Here is a 21,966-nt window from a genome sequence, read left to right as displayed (position 1 = left end):
AATCGCCCTCATGGGCTGACTTTCGCCCATCGGCGTGCACGCGACCGTTCCGAGGCCCGGTGGCCGTCGTCAACGGCTTTGGAGCGGAGAGATTGGGTCGTAACTCGCGGTAACACCCCTGGATCCGGGCCGAAAAGGGCCCCGGAGCCGGAGTTTCGCCCCGCCGCACGCACCCACCGCCCGGTCGAGTCCGAGGAAGTGTTCCCGCCCCGCCTGCCCCCGCCCCGCCTGGAGGCGGGTGCGGGGTGAAACGCTCCCCCCCCCGCCCGCCAACGCCCCCGCCCGCCGTGACGCTCCCGCCCCCGCCCGGCGAAGTCGCCCCCGTAGATATTCCGTTGACCCCCGCCCGCCCCGGCGCAAGAGTGGTCGTCCGGCAGGGGTCGGTCGGCGGCGTGCCTGGGGCGGTGTGGTGGCTGGTTCGGAGATGGCCCGCAAGCTGCGAGCCGGGGATGCCGGGGATCCGCCTTCCCCCACACCCCTGTGGACGACGGACTTCCGGCTCTTCTTCACCGCCCGCACCACCTCCCTCCTCGGCGACGCCATGCTCCCCGTCGCCATCACCGCCGCCGTCCTGGGCGCCGGCTACGGCGCGAGCGGCGTCGGTTACGCCCTGGCCGCCCTCGTCGCGCCGTTCGCGGCGCTGATCATCTTCGGCGGCGTGCTCTCCGACCGCTTCGGCGCCCGGCGGCTGATGGTCCTCTCGGACGGGGCGCGGCTGGTCTTCCAGATGGCGCTCGCGCTGCTCTTCCTGGTGGGTACGCCCCCGCTGTGGCAGATCCTCGTGCTGCTCGCCTTCGTCGGCGCGGGCAGCGCGCTCTTTCAGCCCGGCGTCGCCAGCATCACGCCGCGGGTCGCCCGGGACGTACAGAAGGCCAACGCCACCCTGCGCATCGCCGAGTCGGTCACCCTCGTGCTCGGCCCGTCGCTCGCCGGGCTGCTGCTGGCCGTCTCCTCGCCCGCCGTCGTCGTCGCCCTGGACGCCGTGACGTACGCGGTCAGCGGCGCCTGTCTCTTCGCTCTCCGCGCCGTCCCCATGGGTCCCGGCAAGGCGCGCGAAGGGGCGCCGTCGTTCCGGGCCGATCTGGTCGAGGGCTGGCGCGAGTTCTCGGCCCGCACCTGGCTGTGGAGCGTCATCGTCGTCTTCATGCTCTGGCAGCTCGCCGGCGCGGGCCCCACCACGACGCTCGGCAACAGCACGCTCGTCACCGACTACGGCGCCTCGACGTTCGGCCTGGTCATGTCGTCCCTCGGGGCGGGCAGCGTGCTGGGCGGGCTGGTCGCGATCCGGCTCCGCCCGCGGCACCCGCTGCGCGCCGGGGCGCTGTCGATGACGGTGTGGGCGCTGATGCCCCTGGGCGTCGGCCTCGGGCTCTCCGCGCCGCTGGTCGCCCTCTGCTACGGGGTGAGCGGTATCGGCGCCGCCTTCTGGATTGTCATGTTCCATACCAGCGTGCAGACGCACGTCCCGCAGGACGTCCTCGGCCGGGTGCACGCCTACGACGCGGCGGGATCGCTGGTGATGAAGCCCGTCGGCCAGGCGGCGGCGGGACCGCTGGCGGGGGTGGTGGGCACGGTGCCGCTGCTGTTCGTCTCCGCCACGATGGCGGTGCTCACCTGCCTCCTGCTCCTGTCCATCCCGGCGGTACGGAACCTGCGGCGAGTCGAAAGCTAGCCGCCGCGGCGCGGGTTCACCGGCCCCCGGCCGCCGCGCGCCGCCACGCCGCGGTGCGCAGCAGCCGCAGTCCGTTGAGGCCGACCAGCACCGTCGAGCCCTCGTGGCCTGCGACGCCCAGCGGCAGCGGCAGGTGCCAGGCCAGGTCCCAGACCACCAGGCCGGCGATGCACACCCCGGCGATGACGAGGTTCTGCACCACCAGGCGGCGGGCCCTGCGGGAGAGCGCGACGACGGCGGGGACGGCGGTGAGTTCGTCGCGTACGACGACGGCGTCGGCGGTCTCCAGCGCGAGGTCGGAGCCCGCCCGGCCCATGGCGACGCCGGTGTGCGCGGTGGCCAGGGCGGGGGCGTCGTTGACGCCGTCGCCGACCAGCAGCACCCGCCGGCCGCCGGACTGCATCGCGCGTACGGTCTCGGCCTTGTCCTGCGGCAGCAGGCCCGCGTGGACGTCGGCGGCGGCGATGCCCACGCCGGCCGCCAGCCGGTGCGCGGCGGGGGCGTTGTCGCCGGTGAGCAGAAGCGGGGGCGCGCCGGTGAGCGCCGCCAGGGCGGCGACGGTGCCGGGGGCGTCGGGGCGGGTGCGGTCGGCGATGCCGAGGACGCCGACGGGCGTGCCGTCGCGGGTGACGACGACGGCGGTACGTCCCTCGCCCTCCAGTTCGCCGGCCGTCTGCCCGGCGGCGGCCACCGCGTCCGGCGGGGAGCCCGGCGAAGCGCCCGGTGCGGGGGCGGAGTCCGGGACCGGGTCCGGGCCCCGGTCCTCGCCGCGCAGTGCCGCCGGGCTGCCGACCATGACGCGGGCGCCCGCGACGGTGGCGGTCACGCCACGGCCGGGGGCGGCGGCGAAGTCCCGTACGGCCGGGACGGGCAGGGCCCGTTCGCGGGCGGCGGCCACGACGGCGCGGGCGAGAGGGTGTTCCGCGGGGTGTTCGGCCGCCGCGGCGAGGGCGAGCAGGTCGTCCTCCGTCATCCCCGAGCCGCCGAGGGGCCGTACGTCGGTGAGGTGCGGCCGGCCCTCCGTCAGGGTGCCGGTCTTGTCCAGCGCCGCCCGGTCGGCCTGGCCCAACTGCTCCATGACGACAGCGGACTTGACCAGCACCCCGTGCCGTCCCGCGTTGGCGATGGCGGAGAGCAGCGGCGGCATCGTGGCCAGCACCACCGCGCACGGCGACGCCACGATCATGAACGTCATCGCCCGCAGCAGCGTGGACTGCAGTTCCGCGCCGAGGAGCAGCGGCACGGCGAACAGCGCCACCGTGGCGGCCACCATGCCGATCGAGTAGCGCTGTTCGATCTTCTCGACGAAGAGCTGCGTGGGCGCCTTGGTCCGCGACGCCTCCTCGACCATGGCGACGATCCGGGCGATCACCGAGTCCGCCGGGTCGCGCTCGACCCGTACCGTCAGTGCGCCGGTGCCGTTCAGGGTGCCGGCGAACACCTCGTCGCCGGGCTCCTTGGGCACCGGCAGCGGTTCGCCCGTGATGGTGGCCTGGTCGGCTTCGCTCGCCCCGTCGAGCACCCGGCCGTCGGCCCCGATGCGGTCCCCCGGCCGGACGAGGATCACGTCGCCCACCCGCAACTGCCCGGTGGGTACGTCCTCTTCCGTGCCGTCGGCCGCGAGGCGGACGGCGATGGCGGGGGCGAGGTCGAGGAGGCCGCGTACGGAGTCGGCGGTGCGGGCGGTGGCGATCGCCTCCAGCGCGCCGGAGGCGGCGAAGATGACGATCAGCAGGCCGCCGTCCAGGAACTGCCCGAGGGCCGCCGCCCCCAGCGCGGCGACGACCATGAGCAGGTCCACGTCGAGCGTCTTGTCCTTCAGCGCCCGCAGCCCCGCCCAGCCGGGCTCCCAGCCGCCGGTGGCGTACGTCAGCGCGTAGAGCGGCCCCCAGGTCCACGCGGGGGCGCCGAGGAGATCGAGCGGCAGGGCGAGGAGGAACAGCGCGAGCGCCGCGGCCGCCCAGCGGGCCTCCGGTACGGAGAGGGGCCCGGGGCGGCGGGGTGGGGCGGCCGGAGCCGGAGTCCGGGCGGCCCGGGCGGTCTGCGGGTCCGGCTGCGTGAGGGTGTGCGGCATCGCGGCGCGATCTCCCTGCGGGTGGCGGAGCTGCCTGACCGCCTCACCATACAGGAATGCATGAAGAGGTATTCATGTGTGGTTTCAGTACGATGACGGCATGGGTCACGGAGCCGCCACCCCGGGCGCGAGCGACGGCGGGCGCGTACGTCTCGACGCCGCCACCGCGCAGAAGGTGGCCGCCACGCTCCAGGCCCTGGCCACCCCCTCCCGGCTGCTGATCCTCGCCCGGCTGCGCGAGGGCCCGCTGCCGGTCTCGGAGCTGGCCGCCGAGGTCGGCATGGAGCAGTCGGCCTGCTCCCACCAACTGCGGCTGCTGCGCAACCTCGGCCTCGTCACCGGCACGCGCCACGGGCGCTCGATCGTCTACGCGCTCTACGACGACCACGTCGCCGAACTGCTCGACCAGGCGCTCCACCACACCGAGCACCTGCGCCTCGGCCTCACGGGCGCCCCCGCGGCCGCCGGGCGCGACGACCTGCGCGACGAGGAGTCGGCCGCGGCGCGGGGGTGACCGGGAGTGGTGCCCGGGACGCGAGGGCTTCCCGGACCGGTGCCCGCGCTGTCGGTGGGGGTGCGTACGCTGGCGGCATGACCGGGAGCATCCGCATCGGACCGCGCAGCCGCCCCGCCGGGCGGCTGTTCGTGCTGCTGGTGCTCGCGGTGCTGGCGGGCGTGCTGGGCATGCACGCGCTGGGTCCCGGCGGTGCGTCCGCCGCGGAGCGGGCGGCGGGCATGAAGACGGGCCACGGCGCGGCGGCGCAGGCCCGGACGGCGGAACGGGCCCCGGCGACCGCGCCGGCCCCCGCGAAGGACCAGGCACCCGCGACGGCGTCGGCCACCGCCGCGCATGCACCCATGACCGCCCGGGCTTCCGCGCCCGCCCCGGCTTCCGCGTCCGCCCCGGCCTCGGCGTCCGCCCCGGCCCTCGCGGCGCAGCACGCGCCCGCAGCGCATCCGCCCGTCGAGCGGGCTCCCGTGGCCGTGCCGACGGGGGATGCCTGTTCGCACACCGACGGAGGCTCCGGCCATCTCGCCCACGCGGACAGCACGTGCGCCGCGGCCGGGACGGCCTCTGCGTACGCGCCGCCGGCTCTCGCCGGCGCCCTACCCGGCGCCCCTGCCGCTGCCGGCATACCGCCCGCCGGGCCGGCGGCGGTGTGGGGCCGGGCGCCGCCCGACCTGTCCGAGCTGCAACTCCTGCGGATATAGAGCCGCCCGCACGGCATCCCCGTACGACGTCGTACGCCCCGCACAGGGGCGGGTGCCGCGCTGCCGCATGCCTTCACATCCGTACGTTCCGCGCGCCGGCACCGGCGTGCGCGAAGGAGTTGCACAGTCATGATCCGCACACGTTCCCTGTTCCGCCGCGGCGCCGCGGTGGCGACCGCCGGCGCGGTCGCCCTCCTGCTTGCCGCCTGCGGCGGCAACGACGACGAGTCGGGAGACCACGGCAAGCACGGCGGCGCTTCCGCGTCCAGCCCCGCCGCCTCCCAGAAGGAGCACAACGCCGCCGACGTCACCTTCGCCAAGGGGATGATCCCCCACCACCGCCAGGCCGTGGAGATGGCCGACCTCGCGCCCGACCGGGCCGCGTCCGACGAGGTGAAGAAGCTCGCCGCGGACATCAAGAAGGCCCAGGATCCGGAGATCGAGACGCTCTCCGGCTGGCTCACCTCCTGGGGCGAGGACGTCCCCGCGGAAGGCGAGATGGACCACTCCATGCACGGCTCCGCCGGCGGCATGATGTCCGCCGAGGACATGAAGAGCCTGGAGAAGGCGAAGGGCGCCGCGTTCGACACCGCCTTCATGGAGATGATGATCGAGCACCACGAGGGTGCCGTCGCCATGGCCGAGACCGAGCAGGCGGACGGTTCGTACGCGCCGGCGAAGGAGATGGCCGGGCAGATCATCAGCTCCCAGGAGGCCGAGATCGACGCGATGAAGTCGATGCTCGACAAGGGCTGACCGCGGTGCGCGCGTAGGGCGGGCGCGGCGCCCGCCCTACGCGTACCGCAGCGCCCGCCGCCGGCCCGACACGATGGCCACCAGCGAGACGCTCAGCGTGAGGACGTACGCCGCGAACGCCCAGGCCGCCGGGGACCACGAGGTGATCGTCAGCAGCGTCACCGTGGCGCCGGTGCCGACGAGGACGTAGAAGAGGAGGTTCTCCGAGGCGGGGTCGCGCCACGCCTTCACGACGGTCGGCAGCGCCGCCGCCGCGTCGGCCACCACGGCGAACACCACGGCCAGCGCCGCCTCGCCGAGCCCCAGCCACACCCCGAGCGCGGCGCAGGCGGCGACCGCGCAGGCGAGGTCGAAGGCCCCGAGCCGCGCGAGGTTCCGCCGGGTGCACACCCCGGTCACCACGACCACCAGCGGCCCGGCCCCCGCCACCAGCGTCTGCACCGCGGGCAGCCCCACGCCGGAGTCGAGCTGCGCGGAGAACGCGATCAGCGGCACCGCGGCCCAGAGCGACCACGTCACGAGGTTCGGCCGCACGGTGCCGCGCACGATGGCGAAGGCGTACCGGACACTGCCCGCCATCCCGAGCACGGCACTGACGAACACCCAGCGCGGATCGATCACCCCGAGCCCCCTCCGCCACCCGGTCTAGCAACTGCAGTCGCAGCAACCGCAGCAGTCACAACAGTCGCCGTCGCAGCCACAGCCGTCGCAGCCGCCGCAGTCGCAGTTGCTGTGCTTCTCCTCCTTCGCTTCCTCCTTCTCCCCCTCCTCGCCCTTGCCCAGCGGTACGAACTCCGGCGGCGGCGGGCCGAACCCGCCGCCCGCGTGGGCGAAGGTGCGGCGGACCGCCCGTTCCAGTTCGCCGACCAGCAGGGCGCGGACCAGCCGGTCGTCGGTGAACTCCGCGTCCGCCAGGGCGAGTGCCACGCCGCGGGTCGCGTCGTCGCACAACTGCCGGACCCGGGCGGGGGGAGTGGCCGTCGCCGTGATCGGGTTCCACGCGCCCGTACGGCGGTCTTCCTCCGCGTCCTGTACGGCGTCCAGCAGGTGCGCGACCCGGCCGAAGAGGCGGCCGGCCTCTTCCAGCGCCGCCGCGTTCCCGGGCCGGCCCGCGAGCTTCGCGGTGTGCGCGAACGCCGCCCCCGTCGCCAGTTCCGTCGGCTCGGTCACCACCAGCACCGACGTGCCGGGCCCCGCCAGCGCCTCCACCTCCCGCTGCCGCTCCACCGCCTCGACGAGCACCCCGGTGTCGAACCCCAGCCCGGCGCCGCCCCGGGCCCCGGCCGCCTCCCAGCCCCCGGCCACCCGCCGCGCCGGGGCGGCCAGCACCGGCCGCGCCAGCGCCCCGTCGCCGTCGGCGACGTGGTCGCGGATCTTCGCCGAGGCCAGCAGCAGCGACACCACCGCCGCCAGCCGCGCCCCGTCCCCGTGCGCCACCTCCGCCCGCCGCATCCGGCGCAGCGGGCACGGCCCCGCGGTGCGCCAGCCGCCGCCGGCCTTGCCCTCCGCCGGGGCGGCCTGCGCGTCGTACAGCACCGATATCAGCAGCCCGTCGTGGTTGGTGGCCGCCCGCGCGACCTGCCCGCCCTGGCCGCGCAGCGCCAGGCACAGTCCGCACAGGTGCCCCAGCCACTCCTTGGCGAGCCCCTTCGGCAGCCGGCAGCGGCACGGCCGAATGATGCCGAACATGCGTCTCCCCTCCCGCAGTCCACGTGTCCAGTGGAAGACGAGGCTACGCGCGGCACGGTTCGCCCGCGGTGGCGCGCGGTAACGCTTTGGGGCCCGCCGGCCAAGTGCGTGATGTAGGCAGGGGTTGAAGGGATCACACATGGTCAGCAGCTCGGGTGAGGCGGTCCGCCGGATCGGCACGGATCCCCAGGCGTTCGAGGCGTTCTACCGCGCGCACGTCGACGCGGTCGAGCGGTTCATCGCACGCCGGGTCGCGGATCCGCATCGTGCCGCGGATCTGACGGCGGAGGTGTTCCTCGCCACGATCGAGTCGGCCGAGGGCTACAAGCCGTCCCGGGGGGCGCCGGTGGCCTGGCTGTACGGCATCGCCCGCAACGTGCTGGCCGGCGACAGGCGGCGCAGCGCGCGCGAGCGCGACGCCGGTCTGCGGCTGGCGGGGCGGCGGCTCGTCGAGGGGGACGACATCGCCAGGCTGCACGAGCGAATAGACGCCGAGGCACAGGCCAGGACGCTCTACGAGGCGATGAGTCGACTGCCCGCCCACGAACGGGCGGTGCTGGAACTCGTCGCGGTCGACGGCCTGAGCGTCAGCGAGGCGGGCAAGGCGCTGGGCATCCGGGCGCCTACCGCGCGGGTCCGGCTGCACCGCGCCCGCCGCCGGGTCCGTGACCACTTCGGAGCCCCCGTCTCACCGCCGGCCGTGTCGGCGGCTTCCGGACCGAGACAGTAGGAGATACCACCATGAGCAAGTCAGAGGGCCCGATGGGCGGCTTCGAGGAGCGGCTGCTCGGTGAGCTGAAGCAGGTCGTCGAAGCGCGCGCCGCGGAGGAGGGCGCGGCGGCCCGGCCGGTGGCCGTGGCCGTACGCGCGCCGCGCCCGCGCCGCCGGATGTGGGCCGGGCTCACCGCCTCGGCGGGCGTGGCGGCGGCGGGCGCCGCGGCGGTGGTCGCCCTGCCGGCGATGGGGGGTTCGGCCGCGTACGCCGTCGAGACGAACGACGACGGGACGGTGACGGCGACCATCAAGGAGTTCACCGATGCCGAGGGGCTGGAGCGGCAGTTGGAGGAGCACGGGGTGCGCGCGGAGGTCGACTATGTGGAGTGGGGACAGGAGTGCCAGTCCGAGCGAGGCGAGAGCGCCACCCGCGACTTCCTGCTCAAGCAGGACTCGCCGCCGCCCGAGGCTGACGGCCCGTACACCTTCACCGTCCGCCCGGCCGACTTCAAGCCGGGGGAGACGCTCGTGCTGGAGACAACCCTTGAGTGGCAGGGCGACGCGATCACCGGCATGGGTTGGGGCTTTCAGTTGGTCACCGGACCCGTGGCACCCTGCAACCCGACGGCCCTTCCTGACGAGGACTAGCCGGTCAGGTGCGCGGGCGGCCTACGGGCGAACGGCGGAAGGAACGGCCAGGCCCTGACCGTCCGGCGCAGCGCGCCGGGCACGGACCAGGCGCCGGGGGGCGCCTGGTCCGTACGACCGGCCGCTCAGCGCCCGGCGGGCGCCTCCCACCACGCCAGATGGGCGGCGGCCTGGGCCACCGGCTCGATGATCTCCCAGCCCTCGGCGATCAGCCCGTCCTCGACGCGAAAGATGTCGACGACCACGATCTCCGGCCCGCCGTCGGGGAGCCATCGCCGGGAGTGCATGACGACGTGGTCGCCGTCGGCCAGCAGGTGGTGGATCTCGACTTGCATGCCGGCGAGCGGGGTGAGCGCGGCGCGCACGGCGGCGAGCCATGCCGCCTTGTCCGAGATGGTCGCATCGGGCCGGTGGTGGACGAAGCCGTCGCTCAGCAGCGGCGCGAGGCCGTCGGTGCCGCCCGTCTCGATCAGCTCGGCGAGTGCCCGTTGCACGAGGGTCTTGTTGTCTGCGGTCATGCGACGAAGTTTTTCCGCGGTCGCGGCGGCTGTCGATGACATGGCATTTCATGGCGTACGACGCCACGGTGCGTACTCTCGGGAACCGTGCACACCATCGGTGACCTCCTGCGGCAGTGGCGGCACCGCCGACGGCTCAGCCAGCTCGACCTCGCGCTCGCCGCCGACGTCTCGGCCCGCCACGTCAGCCTGATCGAGACGGGCAAGACCAACCCCAGCGCCGCCATGGTGCTCCGCCTCGCCGATCAGCTCGCCGTGCCGCTGCGCGACCGCAACCGGCTGCTTCTCGCCGCCGGCTTCGCCCCCCGGTATCCCGAGCGGCCGCTCGACGACGAGGCGCTGGCGGCGGCCGGGGCCGCGGTCGCCCGGGTGCTGCACGCCCACGAGCCGTACCCCGCGGTGGCCTTCGACCGCCGGTGGAACATCCTGCGGACCAACCGCGCGGTCGAGCCGTTCTTCGCCGGCGTCGACCCCGCCCTGCTCCGGCCGCCGGTCAACCTCGTCCGGCTGGGCCTGGACCCGCGCGGCTTCGCCCCGCTGGTGGTCAACCTGGACGACGTACGCACCGTGTTCCGCACCCGGATCCGCCGCCAGCTCGCCCTCGCGCCCGACCCCGAACTCAGTGCGCTCTACGAAGAATTGCTGGAGCCGGGCGCCGCGGACCCGCCGGGCCCGACGGTCGCGTCCGACGTCGTGATCCCGATGATTCTGCGCGTGGACGGGCGGGAGCTGCGGCTGTTCTCCACGATCACCACGTTCGGTACGCCGATGGACATCACGCTGGCCGAGGTCGCGATCGAGTCGTACTACCCGGCGGACGCCGAGACCGCCGCCCACTTCGAGGACCCCCGCACCAGACGGTGACCGACACCGGCCCACCGGTTCCCGCCGGCAAGATCCCGGCCCTCTTCGAACCCTTCCGCCGCCTCACCCCGACCGCACGGCCCCCGCCCCGGGCCACGGCCTGGGCCTCCCCGTCGCCGCCTCCATCGCCGAGGCGCACACGGCCGCCCTGACCGCCACCCCGGGCCCGCAGGGCGGCCTGACGGTCACCCTCCGCTTCCCGCCGCCGCGCTGATCCGAACGGTCGCGGCCGTTCGGATGGGCTGTGTTAGGCTGAATAAGTTGCAGTTGTGGTTCCCATGCGTTTCGCGTGCGCCTGCCGGCTTTGACCTCGGGCGCATTTTTGTTTTTCGGTGCTTGCTCCGGATCGGGAATTCATCACGGCGACGCGGGATCATGCACACGTATGTTCCCGGTATGCCCCCCAAAAAGGAGAAACAAGCCATGGCAAACGGAACCGTGAAGTGGTTCAACAGCGAAAAGGGCTTCGGATTCATCGCCCAGGACGGCGGCGGCGCCGACGTCTTCGCCCACCACTCCAACATCGACGCGCAGGGCTTCCGTGAGCTGGTCGAGGGCCAGCAGGTGGAGTTCGACGTCGTCCAGGGCCAGAAGGGCCTCCAGGCGGAGAACATCCGCATCGTCTGATCCGGATGACGCGGCGCAAGCCGCACCACACGGGGCCGTGCCGCGGGGCACGGCCCCTTGCTGTGCGGTACGCGGTGCCGGTAAGCGGTTCCCGGTCCGCTCAACCGCGCGCCGTCAGAGCTTTTCCATCTGATCGTACGGAGCGGTGACCCGGACTTGGCACGAGCCGAAGTCGACGAGCATCGCGACGCCGTTCTCGGCGGCGACGATCGTGCCCAGGCCGTACCGGTCGTGTGTGACCTTGTCGCCGGGCGCGAAAGTCTTGACCGCGGGGACGACAGGCGCATTGAAGGGGCTGGTGGGCAGGTGGCGCCGAGGCGCGGGTGCTTTTTTCATCGGAAGCCCAGTATGGGCCGCCGAGGCGGCCCGCGTCCCGTCCGTACGTGATCCGTCTGCATCCGCACCGCCTGCTCGTCCCCGGAGAGCGCTGAGCCACGAACCACGATCTCTCTCCGCCGGTCTGCGTGTCGTTGATCCACTGGCCGTCCACAGGAGCCCTCTCGGCCCCGGGGAATACATGAGCAGTCATGTTGTTCAGGGAGGTGTGCGCCCGGGCGGACGCGCAGAGTGAAGAGGAGAGGATCATGCAGTTCGGGATCTTCAGCGTCGGTGACATCGCACCCGACCCGCTGACCGGCCGCACCTACAGCGAGGCCGAGCGGATCGACAACATCGTCCGGGTCGCGAAGCGGGCCGACGAGGTGGGGCTCGACGTGTTCGCGCTGGGCGAGCACCACAACCCCCCCTTCATCCCGTCGTCCCCGCCGACCCTCCTGGCGTACATCGCCGCGCAGACGCAGCGCATCATGCTCAGCACCTCGGTCACGCTGATGACCACGAACGACCCGGTGAAGATCGCCGAGGACTACGCCATGCTCCAGCACGTCGCCAAGGGGCGGCTGGACCTGATGGTGGGGCGCGGCAACACCGTGCCGGTCTATCCGTGGTTCGGGAAGGACATCCGCGAGGGCGTAGGGCTTGCGCTGGAGAACTACAACCTGCTGCACCGGCTGTGGCGCGAGGACGTCGTCGACTGGGAGGGCAAGTACCGCACCCCGCTGCAGGGCTTCACCGCCACGCCGCGACCGCTGGACGACGTACCGCCGTTCGTCTGGCACGGCTCCATCCGCTCGCCGGAGATCGCCGAGCAGGCCGCGTACTACGGGAACGGGTTCTTCGCCAACCACATCCTGGCGCCGAACTTCCACTTCAAGCGGCTGGTCGACCTCTACCGGCAGCGGTACGCGCACTACGAGCACGGCACGCCCGAACAGGCCATCGTCGGCCTGGGCGGGATGTCCTTCATCGCCGGGCGGTCGCAGGACGCGGTGGAGCGCTTCCGCCCGTACTTCGAGAACTACCCGATGTTCCGCGGGTCCCGGCTCGAAGACCACATGGAGGCCACCCCGCTGACCGTGGGCAGCCCGCAGGAGGTCATCGACAAGGTCCTCACCTTCCAGGAGGGCTTCGGCGACTACCAGCGGCAGTTGTTCGCGCTCGACGGCCTCGCGCTGCCGGTCGAGACGGCGCTGGAGCAGGTCGAGCTGCTGGGCACCGAGGTCGTGCCGGTCCTGCGCAAGGAACTGGAGTCGCGCCGGGCGGAGGGCGTGCCGGACGCGCCGACGCACGAGTCGCTCGTCACCGCCAAGTACGGGGACGCGGAACCGCGCCGGCCGCGGCCGAACCCCAACCGCGGGGACAACCTGTCCGGCACCAGGCCGTACCAGGACAGCGACCCGAAGGTGCGGGCGAAGTTCCCCGTGGTGCGGTGATGGCGAACACCACGCAGATCGCGGTCGCGGCCTGGGAGTCGCTGCTACGGGCCCAGGCCACGATCGCCCGCGAGTTCGAGTACACCGGCGACTGGGGCGACGTGCTCCCGCGCGAGTACGCCGTCCTGCATGCCCTGTCCGACGCGGACGACGGGCGCCGGATCACCGAGCTGATGGAGGACGCACTGCTGACCCAGGCCGGCGTCTCGCGCCTGGTCGCCCGGCTGGAGAGCCGGGGGTACGTCGAACGCCGCGACGACCCCGACGACGCCCGCGCCTGCCGCGTCGCGCTCACCGCCCGGGGCCGCGAGACGTACCGCACCCTGGGCCGCGCCCACGCGCGGCAGGTCCGCGAGGTGATGACGCGGGCTCTGGACCCGCAGGCCATGGAAACCCTGCGGGAGCTGACGGAGGCCCTGATCGCCGCCAGCCCCCGCCCCGCCCCCCGCCCCGCCCCCGCCCCGCCCCCCGTCCCGCCCGACCACAGCGAAGGAGACCGGCATGAGCACGGAGCGGAAGATCGTCGTCATCAACGCCGGGGTCAGCGAGGAGTCGTCGACCCGCCGGCTGGCCGGCCGGATCGCGCAGCAGAGCATCGACACCCTGGGCGCGGCCGGCGTCCCGGCCACCGTGACGATGCTCGACCTCGGGCCGCTGGCCACCGAGATCGCGCGCTCCCTCGTCTCCGGTTTCCCCACCGAGGCGGTGAGCGACGCGATCTCCCGGCTGGCCGGGGCCGACGCGGTGATCGCGGCCACGCCGGTCTACAAGGCGGGGATCAGCGGCCTGTTCAAGTCGTTCGCCGACCTGATCGACAACGACCTGCTCATCGCCGTGCCGGTGATCCTCGCGGCCACCGGCGGCACCGCCAGGCACGCGATGGTCACCGACGACCAGCTCCGCCCGCTCTTCGCCTTCCTCCGCGCCCTGCCGGTCCCCACGTCGCTGTACGCGGCACCGGAGGACTGGGGCTCCCCGGAGCTGGGCAAGCGGATCGGCCGGGCGGCGGGCGAACTGGCCGTCCTGCTGCGTACGGACGCGCCCCGCCAGATCGCCGAGGACAACTGGACCGGGTACCGGCACCGGTTCGCCGGGCAGGCCACCCGCTCCGAACAGAGCGCGGCGGACGTCGACTTCACCACCGACCTCATGCGCCTGGCCACCGGCGGCCCGGCGACCTGACCCGCCCGCGGGGGCGCCGGTCCCGGCGGTCAGCCGGCGGGGGCGCCCTCCTGCCGGGTGCGGTGCGCCGTTTCGACGATCTCCTTGATCCGGCCCATGTTGATCTCCGACATCTCGTTGAGATGCGCGGTCATTTGGGCGTTGTCGTACGGGGCGCCGTCCTTCATGTCGAATTCCTGCACCCAGCGCAACTCGGTGCCCTCGCCGGTCACGCGATAGGTCCAGTGCAGCTTCATGTAGACGAAGGGGCCCGTCTCGATCCGGTGCGCCTCGACCGTGAGGGACTCCCGGTCGGGGGCGCGGTGGGACACCCATTCCCACACCCGCCCGTTCGCGTCCGGGCACGTCTTGATCCGGAAGTCGATGCCCTTGTCCGTGGTCCGGAGGATTTCCGTCTCGGCGTAGCCGGCGAAGAGATCGGGCCAGGACTCGACGTCGTTGGTCATGGTCCACACGAGGTCGACCGGGGCGTCGATCACGATGGCGTGTTCGGTGCGTGCTCCCATGTCAGGCTTCCCTTCCGGAGACTGCTTCGTTGATGAGGCTGAGCGTGCCCCCGGGAGTCCGCATGTCGCTTTCCGCGACCTCGACGCCGAGGGTCTGCTTGATGCGGGCGGCCAGTTCCAGCAGGGCGAGCGAGTCGTAGCCGAGTTCGTCGAAGGCCATGTCGGCGATGTCGCCGTTCAGATCGGCCACGTCGGATTCTCCGGCGCAGTCTCTGATCAGTGCGACGAGGTGCGAGAGGGTGAATTCGGACACGGGTGACCTCCTGGGGGTGTGGTGTGTCCGGTACGGGCAGGACCGCGGTCAGCCGTAACGGCTGAGGACCAGCGCCGAGTTGAAGCCGCCGGCGCCGCGGGCGACGACCAGCGCGTGGCGCACCGGCGTCTCGCGGGGCCCGTCGAGTACCAGGTCGAGGCCGAGGCCGGCGGCGGGGGAACGGGTGCCGGCGGTCGGCGGGATGACCGAATCGCGTATGGAGAGCAGGGCCGTCGCCACGTCCAGGGCCGCGCCGCCCGCGTAGAGCCGGCCGGTCAGCGTCTTGGGCGCGGTGACGGGGACGGCCGCCGGGCCGAAGACCCGTACCAGCGCCTCCGCTTCCGCCCGGTCGGCGGCCGGTACGCCGAGGGCGTCGGCGAAGACCACGTCGACGTCCGCCGGATCCAGCCGCGCCTCGCGCAGCGCCCCGGTGATCGCCGCCGCCAGCGCGGGGGGCCGGCCGGAGCCGGGCCGGGGGTCGAACGTCGAGGCGTGTCCCGCGATCCGCCCGTAGATCCCGGCGGCGTTCCGGCGCAGAGCCGTGTCCTCGCGCTCGACCACCAGGAGCGCCCCGCCCTCGCCGGCCGCGTAGCCCGCCGCGTCGGTGTCGAAGGGCAGATAGGCGCGCTCCGGTTCTGCGGAGGTGCTGAGCAGTCCGGTGTGGAGCTGGGCGGCCAGGCCCCACGGGCAGAGGGGGGCGTCGAAGCCGCCGGTCAGGGCGGCGCCGAGGGTGCCCGTACGGAGCAGGCGCGCGGTGTGGGCCGCGGCGTCGAGGGCACCGGCCTGCTCCGAGACGAAGACCGAGCTGTGGCCCCGCAGCCCGTGGCGGATGGAGACCTGGCCGGTGTTGACCGCGTAGAACCAGGCGAACGACTGGTAGGTGCTGACCCGTTCGGGGCCGATCGCCCAGAGTTTCTGCAACTCCCGCTGGCCGAACTCGAAGCCGCCGCACGCGCCGGCCGTCAGCACGCCCAGGTCGTACTTCCCGAGGCCGGCCGCTCCGGGGCCGGACGGGCCCGGGTCCCCCGGGACCAGACCGGCGTCCGCCAGCGCCCAGTCGGCGGCGGCCAGGGCGTAGCGCGTCATGCGGTCGGTCTGCTTCAGCATGCGCTGCGACAGCAGGGCGTCGGCGTCGAAGTCGAGCACCTCGCCGCCGACGCGCACGGGGTAGGCGCGCGCGTCGAAGCGCTGGATGACGCCGATGCCGCTCGCGCCGGCGAGGGTCGCCGCCCAGTACTCGGCGGTGCCGATGCCGTTGGGCGCGACGACGCCGACTCCGGTCACGACGGCGCCCGGCGGCGCGGTGCCGGTTCCCCCGGTGGCCGTCTCCCCGGCCGCGGCGGTCGCCGCGCCGGGTGCCACGGTCACGGCGCCGCCGCCTTCGCCGGCGGCCGGGCGAGCACCGCCGCGCTCTGGAAGCCGCCGAAGCCGCTGCCGACGCTGAGCACGGTGTCCACCCGCTGCTCCCGCGCCACGTTGGGCACGTAGTCCAGGTCGCACTCGGGGTCGGGATTCGCGTAGTTCGCGGTGGGCGGGATCACGCCGTACTCGATGGCCAGCGCGCAGGCCGCCAGCTCCAGCGAGCCGATCGCGCCGAGCGAGTGCCCGATCATCGACTTGATGGAGCTGACGGGCACCTCGTACGCACGCATGCCCAGGCTCCGCTTGAACGCGGCCGTCTCGTGCCGGTCGTTCTGCCGGGTGCCGGAGCCGTGGGCGTTGATGTAGCCGAGGTCGTCCCCCGTGCAGCGCGCCTGCCGCATGGCGGCCCGGATCGCCTCGGCCAGCTCCCGGCCGTCCCGGGTCAGACCCGTCATGTGGTACGCGTTCGACCGCGTCGCGAAGCCGCGGACCTCGGCGTACACGCGTGCCCCGCGGCGGTACGCGGCCGTCAGCTCCTCCAGGACGAACACCGCCGCCCCCTCGCCCAGGACGAAGCCGTCGCGCCGGCGGTCGAAGGGCCGGGACGCGTGTTCCGGGTCGTCGTTGTTCGGCGAGGTCGCCTTGATCGCGTCGAAGCAGGCCACGGTGATGGGGGAGATGGGGGCATCGGTCGCGCCGCAGACGACCACGTCCGCCCGTCCGGTGCGGATGAGGTCGGCCCCGTAGCCCACGGCGTCGAGGCCCGAGGTGCAGCCCGTGGAGATCACGGTGACCGGGCCCTCCGCCCCCGTCTCCCAGGCCACGTCGCGGCCGATGGAGGACGGGATGAAGTAGTCGAAGACCTGCTCCGCCGACCGCGTGTGGTCGACCAGCCAGTGCGCGCCGTTGTCGCTGGCCCGCTGGTAGTTCAGCTCGAGACTGGTGGTGCAGCCGACGGCGGTGCCGATGCTGACGCCGATCCGCCCGGGGTCCGTCCCGGCCGTGTCCAGCCCGCTGCCGCGCACCGCCTCCCGGGTCGCGGCGAGCGCGAGCTGCGTCGCCCTGTCGTACGTCTCCGCCTCCGCGGGCGACAGACCCTCCGCCGCCGGGTCGAAGTCGATCTCCGCGGCGACGCGGGACCGGAACGGGGCCGGGTCGATCAGGGTCATCGTCCGCGTCGCGGTGCGCCCGGAGACCAGCAGCTTCCAGAACGCCTCCGTCCCCACCCCGCCCGGGGCCCGTACGCCGATGCCGGTGATCACCGGGCGTTTCTCCGCGTGCCCGTCCATGTCAGCCGCCCACGCGCGGCGGCACGCACCCGGGATGGGGCACGGGTTCGGTGTCCACATGGCCGAGTTCCGGCCGGGGCGCGAGCGGGGCGATCTGGAATACGGCCTTCAGCACGCAGGACCCGCGGTTCTCGATGCGGTTGCGCTGCCCGCGGGTGATGAGCAGTGCCTGGTCCGATTCCAGCGGTACTTCTTCGCCGTTGACCCGGACGACGGCGGAACCCTCGGTCACGTACAGGAATTTGTCGGAGAACGGGTGGTAGTGCTCTGTGACGAATTCACCCGGTGCCAATTCGAGATGCCCCAGGAACCCGGAGGTCGCGCCGACGGAGGCGGGGGTGAGCAGCGCCCGTATGGCACCCCCCTGCCGACGGTTCGGCGCGACGTCTTCCAGGGTGACCCTGGCGGCCAGTGCCTCATTCTTTGCCACGACTTTGTCCTGCCTTTGCGAAATTCGAGGAAAAGCCGAACTCGGTCCGGTAGCAGCGGAGATGAGTGAATGCCTCCGCCACGCCAGGTGATTTCTCCAGCGTGTCCCGGCGAAAACGACGACGCTCTCCGGGCCACTCAAGTGGGTGTAGTTTTACGATCAGTCCGACCAGCGGCCGACGCGAATATCGCAGGCGGGGACGGAGTGCGGGTGGCGCGGAGGGCGCGCGCCGCCGCCGTGCACTCCTCACCGACTCCCGCGGGCGGCACGGCCGTTCGGCCGGGCCACCCTGGGCTCAGGGGCTCAGGGGCTCAGGGGCTCAGGGGCTCAGGGGCGGGTGGCGGTGCCGATGACGTGGGCGACGCGGGGGGCCAGGGCGGAGAAGGCGAAGCCGAAGCGGTCGACGTCGCCGAGGGCGAACCCGGCGGCGCGGACGGCGGCTTCGGTGTCGCGGTTGGGGCGGCAGCCGCCGGCGGCCCGGCGCCACAGCGGGGTGCCGATGTCCTCCAGCGCGGCGAACAGGCGGCGCCGGGAGCGCACATGCTCGTAGAACCGCAGTTCGCCGCCCGGCCGCAGCACGCGGGCGGCCTCGGCGAGCGCCGCGGGCACGTCGGGCACCGAGCACAGCACCAGCGAGAAGACCACGGCGTCGAACTCCCCGTCGGCGGCCGGCAGTTCCCCGGCGTGCCCGGCGGCCACCCGCACCGGCACGGGCGCGGCGGCGGCGGCCCGCTCGGCGGCGGCGCGCAGGGTGTCGTCCGGCTCGACGGCGACGACCTCGGTGACGGTGCCGGGATAGTGCGGCAGGTTGCGCGCCTGCCCGGCGCCGACCTCCATGACCCGGCCGGTCAGGCCCGCGAGCAGCCGGCGCCGGTGCTCGGCCCCGCCGCGGCGGTCGGCGACGGGGGCCATCTTCAGGTACTGGCGGGCGAAGCGGGGGTGCTGGAGGTCTGACGGCTGGCTCACGGGTGCTCCCTCTGGGGCGGTCGGGCTTCGGTCACAGGGTCCTGCGTACCACCGGATACGGCAGGTACGTACGCCGGCCGGGGCGATCGCCGGCCGGCTCGTCGGCCTGGGAGAAGAACTCCGCGCCGACGCCGAAGACCTCGGCGGTCCGCAGCAGCACGGGCACGGTCAGCGGGCGCCGGCCCTGCGGCGCACGGCTACCGCCCTCCGCCCGCGGCCGGCACCGCGAACCGGCCGCGGCCGCGCGCCGTGCTCCCCGCCCTGTGCGCCACCCAGATCACGAGCTGGGGCATCGTCTACTACGCGTTCCCCGTCCTCAACCCGGCCATCACCGCCGACACCGGCTGGTCGCCGACCGCCACCACGGCGGCCTTCTCCGCCGCCCTGCTGGTCTCCGCCCTCGCCGGGATCCCCCTCGGCCGCGTCCTCGACCGCCGCGGGCCGCGCGCCGTCATGACCGCCGGGTCCGCGCTGGGCGTCACCGCCGGCGCCGCCCTCGCCGCGGCCCCCAACCAGGCGGTCTTCACCGCGGCTTGGCTGCTCGCCGGGATCACCATGGCCGCGACGTTCTACCAGCCCGCCTTCGCGGCCGTCACCCGCTGGTGGGGCGAGGACCGGGTGCGCGCGCTGACGATCGTCACGCTGGCCGGCGGGCTGTCGTCCACCGTCTTCGCCCCGCTGACGGCCGCACTGGCGTCGCACTTCTCCTGGCGTGTCACGTACGCCGTGCTGGCCGCGGTGCTCGCCGTCGTCACCCTCCCCGCCCACGCCCTCGCCCGCCGCGCCCCCTGGCCACCCGCACCCCCGCCGCCCCCGCGGTCCGCCGGCGGCGGGCGGTCCGTGGCCCGCACCCGCCCCTTCGTCACCCTGGCCGCCGCTCTGATGCTGAACAGCTTCGCGATGTACGCCGTCGTCATCGCCCTGGTGCCGCTCCTCACCGAACGCCGAACCGCCCACCGCCCCCTCGATCCCCCGACGAGACCGGGCCCGTACCGGGCGACCGGCAACGACGAGGCCCCGCAGCGGCACGCCGCTGCGGGGCCTCGTCTCGCCGCCGGACGGGACGCATCCCGCTCAGGCCGGATCCGGCGCGTGTCGCCGATTGTTCTACCTCGCGTAGAGCAAGTGGCCGGAGCCCTGCTACGGTGCCGCCCACAGTTGCTCTACAAGACGTAGAGCAAAGTCAGGTACGGAAGGCCCGTCTCATGCTCGTCCGCATCGCCCGCGCCTGCCACCGCCGGCGCTGGACCACCCTCCTCGGCTGGCTGCTTGCCGCCCTGACCCTCGCGTCGGTCGGCGGCATGGCCGGCACGGACTTCGACTCCGAGTACGACCTGCCAGGCACCGACTCCCAGCGCGCGTACGACGTACTGGAGCGGCACTTTCCCGAACAGGCCGCGGGCACCGGCGACATCGTGCTGCACGCCGACGCCGGCCTCGACGCTCCCGGCGTACGGGAGCGGGCGCGGGACGTGCTCGCGGCGGCACGTACCGCCGACCCGGTGGTGGCCGATGTCGTCCCCTTCGACGACGCCGCCCGCGGCGGGCTCGTCAGCGACGACGGCACCACCGCGACGGCGCGGATCGTCTTCACCGTCGGCCGCACCGAGGTGCCCGACGAGGCCGCCGGGGAGATCGAGCGGCGGCTGACCGGCATGTCCGGCGACGGCCTGCAAGTCGAGTTGTCCGGCACCATGTTCGCCCCGAAGCCGAGCACCGGGCTGAGCGAGAGCGTCGGTCTTGGGGCCGCGCTGGTCATCCTGCTCGCCGCGTTCGGGTCGCTGGCGATGGCGGGGCTGCCCGTCCTGGCCGCCCTGACCGGGCTGTTGACCGCCATGGGGCTGGTCATGCTGCTGAGCAAGGCCATGAACGTGCCGGACTTCAGCATGTCGGTGGCCGTGATGATCGTCCTCGGTGTCGCCGTGGACTACGCGCTGTTCATCGCCGTCCGCTACCGCAGTGCCCGCCGCGAAGGACACGACGCTGACCGGGCGGTTGCGCTGGCCGCCGGCACGTCGGGGGCGGCGGTCCTCTTCGCCGGCACCACGGTGATCGTGTCGCTGGGCGGGATGTTCTTCATGGGGGTGCCCTTCGTGTACGGGCTGGCGGTGTCGTGCATGCTCGGTGTCGCTGCGACGCTCGGCCTGGCGCTCACCCTGGTGCCGGCTCTGCTGGGCATCGCCGACCGGTGGCTGACGCCGCGCGGGCGGCTGGAGCGCCGGGGTGCCGGGGCGCGGGGGCCCGGTGCGTACGAACGGGCCCCCGGTCCGTACGAGAAGCTCCTGCGCGGCCGGCCCCTCGCGGTGGTCATCGGCGCCACCGCGCTGCTGCTGGTCCTCTGCGCGCCGCTGGCCGCGATGCGGCTGGGCTCCGCCGACGCCGGCAACGCCCCCGCCTCGGACACCACCCGCCGTGCCCACGAGCTGAAGCAGGAGGCGTTCGGTCCGGGCGCCACCGCGCCGCTGATGGTGGTGGCCGACCTGCGCGGTGCCTCTCCCGGCGACACCGCCGGGCTGGCCGAGCGGCTACGCCGCGCCCCCGGCGTCGCCCACGTCAGCCCGCCGGCCACCAGCCCGGACGGCCGGGCCGGGGTCATCACCGTCGTCCCGCGCACCGACGCGCAGGACGAGGCCACACCCCGCCTCGTACGCGAACTGCGGGAGACGGCGCTGCCGGAGGCCGCGGCCGGTACCCCGATGCGCCTGCACGTGGGCGGGGTGACCGCCACGTTCCAGGACCTCACCGACCGGATGGCCGACCGGCTGGCCGTCTTCATCCTGGCCGTCGTCGTCATCTCCGCGCTGGTGCTCGCGGTGATGTTCCGCTCGCCGGTCGTGTCGGTGCAGGCGGTGGTCCTCACCCTGCTGTCCCTGGGGGTGTCCTACGGGCTGCTGGTCGCGGTCTTCCAGTGGGGCTGGGCGGCGGGCCCGCTCGGCGCCGGCGCCACCGGGCCGTTGGAGAGCTACCTGCCGATGACGCTGATGGCGCTGCTGTTCGGACTCGGAATGGACTACCAGGTGTTCGTCCTCGCCCGGATCCGCGAAGCCCGCCTGCGCGGGGCGGACGCCCGCGACGCCGTGGCCGAGGGCCTGCGGGACTCGCGCCGCGTGGTGCTGGCCGCGGCGCTGATCATGGCCGCGGTCTTCGCCAGTTTCGCGCTCTCTCCCGACCGCATCATGAAGCAGTTCGGACTCGGCCTCGCCGGCGGCGTCCTGGTCGCCGCGGCGGCCGTACTGGTCGTCACCCCCGCGCTGCTCACGTACCTCGGCGACCGCGCCTGGCCGCGCCCGGCCCGGCGCCCCGGCGTCCCGGCCGCCGGGCCGCGGCCGGAAGCCGCTGCCCGGAGCGACGAGCCGACCCGGACGTAGGCGCGCCGCCACCCTCCGAACGCCCGCGCGCAACGCACGTCCCGGGCCGGGTGCCGTCGGCCGT

Annotated in this window: 24 protein-coding genes and 1 pseudogene; 13 read left to right on the top strand and 12 right to left on the bottom strand. The window is 73.8% G+C overall.

Annotation, left to right across the window (positions count from 1 at the left end; all coding sequences use genetic code 11):
• Positions 1–409 precede the first annotated feature (409 nt).
• A complete protein-coding gene (locus OG946_RS16380) occupies positions 410–1,672 on the top strand; it encodes an MFS transporter (RefSeq protein ID WP_326796840.1) in 1,263 nt (420 codons plus the stop codon).
• 16 nt (positions 1,673–1,688) lie between these two features.
• Here OG946_RS16380 and OG946_RS16375 read toward each other — a convergent pair whose 3' ends face one another.
• The gene (locus tag OG946_RS16375) at positions 1,689–3,746 is read right to left on the bottom strand and encodes a heavy metal translocating P-type ATPase (RefSeq protein WP_326796839.1); all 2,058 of its coding nucleotides are present in this window, start codon (positions 3,744–3,746) and stop codon (positions 1,689–1,691) included.
• Positions 3,747–3,846: 100 nt separating this feature from the next.
• On the opposite strand from OG946_RS16375, the gene OG946_RS16370 reads away from it, so the two are divergent.
• The 3 genes from OG946_RS16370 to OG946_RS16360 all read left to right on the top strand — a co-directional run bounded on the left by OG946_RS16370 (position 3,847) and on the right by OG946_RS16360 (position 5,714).
• Positions 3,847–4,260, top strand: a complete 414-nt coding sequence (locus tag OG946_RS16370) for an ArsR/SmtB family transcription factor (RefSeq protein ID WP_326796838.1) — start codon at positions 3,847–3,849, stop codon at positions 4,258–4,260.
• A 77-nt stretch (positions 4,261–4,337) separates the two neighbouring features.
• On the top strand, positions 4,338–4,958 hold the full coding sequence (locus OG946_RS16365) for a DUF6153 family protein (protein ID WP_326796837.1): 621 nt from the start codon (positions 4,338–4,340) through the stop codon (positions 4,956–4,958).
• A 129-nt stretch (positions 4,959–5,087) separates the two neighbouring features.
• Entirely contained in the window at positions 5,088–5,714 is a 627-nt protein-coding gene (locus OG946_RS16360; protein WP_326796836.1) for a DUF305 domain-containing protein, read from the top strand.
• 36 nt (positions 5,715–5,750) lie between these two features.
• On the opposite strand, the gene OG946_RS16355 is transcribed toward OG946_RS16360, so the two are convergent.
• Together OG946_RS16355 and OG946_RS16350 are read right to left on the bottom strand one after the other, a co-directional pair.
• On the bottom strand, positions 5,751–6,335 hold the full coding sequence (locus tag OG946_RS16355) for a hypothetical protein (RefSeq protein ID WP_326796835.1): 585 nt from the start codon (positions 6,333–6,335) through the stop codon (positions 5,751–5,753).
• 24 nt (positions 6,336–6,359) lie between these two features.
• On the bottom strand, positions 6,360–7,403 hold the full coding sequence (locus tag OG946_RS16350; protein ID WP_326796834.1) for a DUF5685 family protein: 1,044 nt from the start codon (positions 7,401–7,403) through the stop codon (positions 6,360–6,362).
• Between the two features lie 139 nt (positions 7,404–7,542).
• On the opposite strand from OG946_RS16350, the gene OG946_RS16345 reads away from it, so the two are divergent.
• Both OG946_RS16345 and OG946_RS16340 read left to right on the top strand, forming a co-directional pair.
• Entirely contained in the window at positions 7,543–8,133 is a 591-nt protein-coding gene (locus tag OG946_RS16345) for an RNA polymerase sigma factor (protein ID WP_326796833.1), read from the top strand.
• A gap of 11 nt (positions 8,134–8,144) precedes the next feature.
• Positions 8,145–8,765: a hypothetical protein gene (locus tag OG946_RS16340; RefSeq protein WP_326796832.1), complete on the top strand. Its 621-nt coding sequence runs from the start codon at positions 8,145–8,147 to the stop codon at positions 8,763–8,765.
• Between the two features lie 125 nt (positions 8,766–8,890).
• Here OG946_RS16340 and OG946_RS16335 read toward each other — a convergent pair whose 3' ends face one another.
• On the bottom strand, positions 8,891–9,283 hold the full coding sequence (locus tag OG946_RS16335) for a nuclear transport factor 2 family protein (protein ID WP_326796831.1): 393 nt from the start codon (positions 9,281–9,283) through the stop codon (positions 8,891–8,893).
• Between the two features lie 87 nt (positions 9,284–9,370).
• Between OG946_RS16335 and OG946_RS16330 the strand changes: the two genes are divergently transcribed.
• Together OG946_RS16330 and OG946_RS16325 are read left to right on the top strand one after the other, a co-directional pair.
• Positions 9,371–10,147 carry a helix-turn-helix domain-containing protein gene (locus OG946_RS16330; protein ID WP_326796830.1) on the top strand — a complete coding sequence of 259 codons (777 nt, stop codon included), beginning with the start codon at positions 9,371–9,373 and terminating at the stop codon, positions 10,145–10,147.
• Positions 10,148–10,570: 423 nt separating this feature from the next.
• Positions 10,571–10,774, top strand: coding sequence for a cold-shock protein (locus tag OG946_RS16325; RefSeq protein WP_047016605.1), 204 nt, complete (start codon positions 10,571–10,573; stop codon positions 10,772–10,774).
• 114 nt (positions 10,775–10,888) lie between these two features.
• Here the strand turns inward: OG946_RS16325 and OG946_RS16320 are convergent, their stop codons facing one another.
• Positions 10,889–11,110 (bottom strand): hypothetical protein, encoded by a 222-nt coding sequence (locus tag OG946_RS16320; protein WP_326796829.1) that lies wholly within the window; start codon positions 11,108–11,110, stop codon positions 10,889–10,891.
• 248 nt (positions 11,111–11,358) lie between these two features.
• On the opposite strand from OG946_RS16320, the gene OG946_RS16315 reads away from it, so the two are divergent.
• The 3 genes and pseudogenes from OG946_RS16315 to OG946_RS16305 all read left to right on the top strand — a co-directional run bounded on the left by OG946_RS16315 (position 11,359) and on the right by OG946_RS16305 (position 13,728).
• On the top strand, positions 11,359–12,546 hold the full coding sequence (locus tag OG946_RS16315; RefSeq protein WP_326796828.1) for a CE1758 family FMN-dependent luciferase-like monooxygenase: 1,188 nt from the start codon (positions 11,359–11,361) through the stop codon (positions 12,544–12,546).
• Positions 12,546–12,791: pseudogene (locus tag OG946_RS16310) on the top strand (MarR family transcriptional regulator); the annotation flags it as partial. The gene OG946_RS16315 and the pseudogene OG946_RS16310, both read left to right, overlap by 1 nt.
• Positions 12,792–13,047: 256 nt before the next feature.
• Complete coding sequence (locus OG946_RS16305) at positions 13,048–13,728, top strand: CE1759 family FMN reductase (RefSeq protein WP_326796827.1); 681 nt, start codon at positions 13,048–13,050, stop codon at positions 13,726–13,728.
• A gap of 29 nt (positions 13,729–13,757) precedes the next feature.
• Here OG946_RS16305 and OG946_RS16300 read toward each other — a convergent pair whose 3' ends face one another.
• The 7 genes from OG946_RS16300 to OG946_RS16270 all read right to left on the bottom strand — a co-directional run bounded on the left by OG946_RS16300 (position 13,758) and on the right by OG946_RS16270 (position 18,694).
• Complete coding sequence (locus OG946_RS16300) at positions 13,758–14,234, bottom strand: SRPBCC family protein (RefSeq protein ID WP_326796826.1); 477 nt, start codon at positions 14,232–14,234, stop codon at positions 13,758–13,760.
• 1 nt (position 14,235) lies between these two features.
• Entirely contained in the window at positions 14,236–14,487 is a 252-nt protein-coding gene (locus OG946_RS16295) for an acyl carrier protein (protein ID WP_326796825.1), read from the bottom strand.
• A gap of 48 nt (positions 14,488–14,535) precedes the next feature.
• Entirely contained in the window at positions 14,536–15,855 is a 1,320-nt protein-coding gene (locus OG946_RS16290) for a beta-ketoacyl synthase N-terminal-like domain-containing protein (RefSeq protein WP_442814384.1), read from the bottom strand.
• On the bottom strand, positions 15,852–17,138 hold the full coding sequence (locus OG946_RS16285; protein WP_326796824.1) for a beta-ketoacyl-[acyl-carrier-protein] synthase family protein: 1,287 nt from the start codon (positions 17,136–17,138) through the stop codon (positions 15,852–15,854). The genes OG946_RS16290 and OG946_RS16285 overlap by 4 nt, the downstream gene beginning before the upstream one ends.
• 1 nt (position 17,139) lies before the next feature.
• A complete protein-coding gene (locus tag OG946_RS16280; RefSeq protein WP_326796823.1) occupies positions 17,140–17,568 on the bottom strand; it encodes a cupin domain-containing protein in 429 nt (142 codons plus the stop codon).
• Between the two features lie 327 nt (positions 17,569–17,895).
• Positions 17,896–18,534, bottom strand: coding sequence for a class I SAM-dependent methyltransferase (locus OG946_RS16275; protein WP_326796822.1), 639 nt, complete (start codon positions 18,532–18,534; stop codon positions 17,896–17,898).
• A gap of 31 nt (positions 18,535–18,565) precedes the next feature.
• A complete protein-coding gene (locus tag OG946_RS16270; RefSeq protein WP_326796821.1) occupies positions 18,566–18,694 on the bottom strand; it encodes a hypothetical protein in 129 nt (42 codons plus the stop codon).
• Between the two features lie 167 nt (positions 18,695–18,861).
• Here OG946_RS16270 and OG946_RS16265 point away from each other — a divergent pair, with 167 nt between their 5' ends.
• Together OG946_RS16265 and OG946_RS16260 are read left to right on the top strand one after the other, a co-directional pair.
• A complete protein-coding gene (locus OG946_RS16265; protein ID WP_442814624.1) occupies positions 18,862–19,710 on the top strand; it encodes an MFS transporter in 849 nt (282 codons plus the stop codon).
• 29 nt (positions 19,711–19,739) lie between these two features.
• Positions 19,740–21,902 (top strand): MMPL family transporter, encoded by a 2,163-nt coding sequence (locus tag OG946_RS16260; protein ID WP_326796820.1) that lies wholly within the window; start codon positions 19,740–19,742, stop codon positions 21,900–21,902.
• Positions 21,903–21,966: the final 64 nt, after the last annotated feature.

It is taken from the genome of Streptomyces sp. NBC_01808 (genome assembly GCF_035917395.1).
Taxonomy (GTDB): domain Bacteria; phylum Actinomycetota; class Actinomycetes; order Streptomycetales; family Streptomycetaceae; genus Streptomyces.
The sequence above is the reverse complement of the archived record's forward strand: the minus strand, read 5'-3'. Positions and strand labels throughout refer to the sequence as shown.

What these genes read in the sequence shown, in the direction of transcription:
- OG946_RS16375 (WP_326796839.1), bottom strand. Translation starts at nt 3,746, where the DNA reads ATGCCGCACACCCTCACGCAGCCGGACCCGCAGACCGCCCGGGCCGCC.
- OG946_RS16370 (WP_326796838.1), top strand. Translation starts at nt 3,847, where the DNA reads ATGGGTCACGGAGCCGCCACCCCGGGCGCGAGCGACGGCGGGCGCGTA.
- OG946_RS16365 (WP_326796837.1), top strand. Translation starts at nt 4,338, where the DNA reads ATGACCGGGAGCATCCGCATCGGACCGCGCAGCCGCCCCGCCGGGCGG.
- OG946_RS16360 (WP_326796836.1), top strand. Translation starts at nt 5,088, where the DNA reads ATGATCCGCACACGTTCCCTGTTCCGCCGCGGCGCCGCGGTGGCGACC.
- OG946_RS16350 (WP_326796834.1), bottom strand. Translation starts at nt 7,403, where the DNA reads ATGTTCGGCATCATTCGGCCGTGCCGCTGCCGGCTGCCGAAGGGGCTC.
- OG946_RS16345 (WP_326796833.1), top strand. Translation starts at nt 7,543, where the DNA reads ATGGTCAGCAGCTCGGGTGAGGCGGTCCGCCGGATCGGCACGGATCCC.
- OG946_RS16340 (WP_326796832.1), top strand. Translation starts at nt 8,145, where the DNA reads ATGAGCAAGTCAGAGGGCCCGATGGGCGGCTTCGAGGAGCGGCTGCTC.
- OG946_RS16335 (WP_326796831.1), bottom strand. Translation starts at nt 9,283, where the DNA reads ATGACCGCAGACAACAAGACCCTCGTGCAACGGGCACTCGCCGAGCTG.
- OG946_RS16325 (WP_047016605.1), top strand. Translation starts at nt 10,571, where the DNA reads ATGGCAAACGGAACCGTGAAGTGGTTCAACAGCGAAAAGGGCTTCGGA.
- OG946_RS16320 (WP_326796829.1), bottom strand. Translation starts at nt 11,110, where the DNA reads ATGAAAAAAGCACCCGCGCCTCGGCGCCACCTGCCCACCAGCCCCTTC.
- OG946_RS16315 (WP_326796828.1), top strand. Translation starts at nt 11,359, where the DNA reads ATGCAGTTCGGGATCTTCAGCGTCGGTGACATCGCACCCGACCCGCTG.
- OG946_RS16305 (WP_326796827.1), top strand. Translation starts at nt 13,048, where the DNA reads ATGAGCACGGAGCGGAAGATCGTCGTCATCAACGCCGGGGTCAGCGAG.
- OG946_RS16300 (WP_326796826.1), bottom strand. Translation starts at nt 14,234, where the DNA reads ATGGGAGCACGCACCGAACACGCCATCGTGATCGACGCCCCGGTCGAC.
- OG946_RS16285 (WP_326796824.1), bottom strand. Translation starts at nt 17,138, where the DNA reads ATGGACGGGCACGCGGAGAAACGCCCGGTGATCACCGGCATCGGCGTA.
- OG946_RS16260 (WP_326796820.1), top strand. Translation starts at nt 19,740, where the DNA reads ATGCTCGTCCGCATCGCCCGCGCCTGCCACCGCCGGCGCTGGACCACC.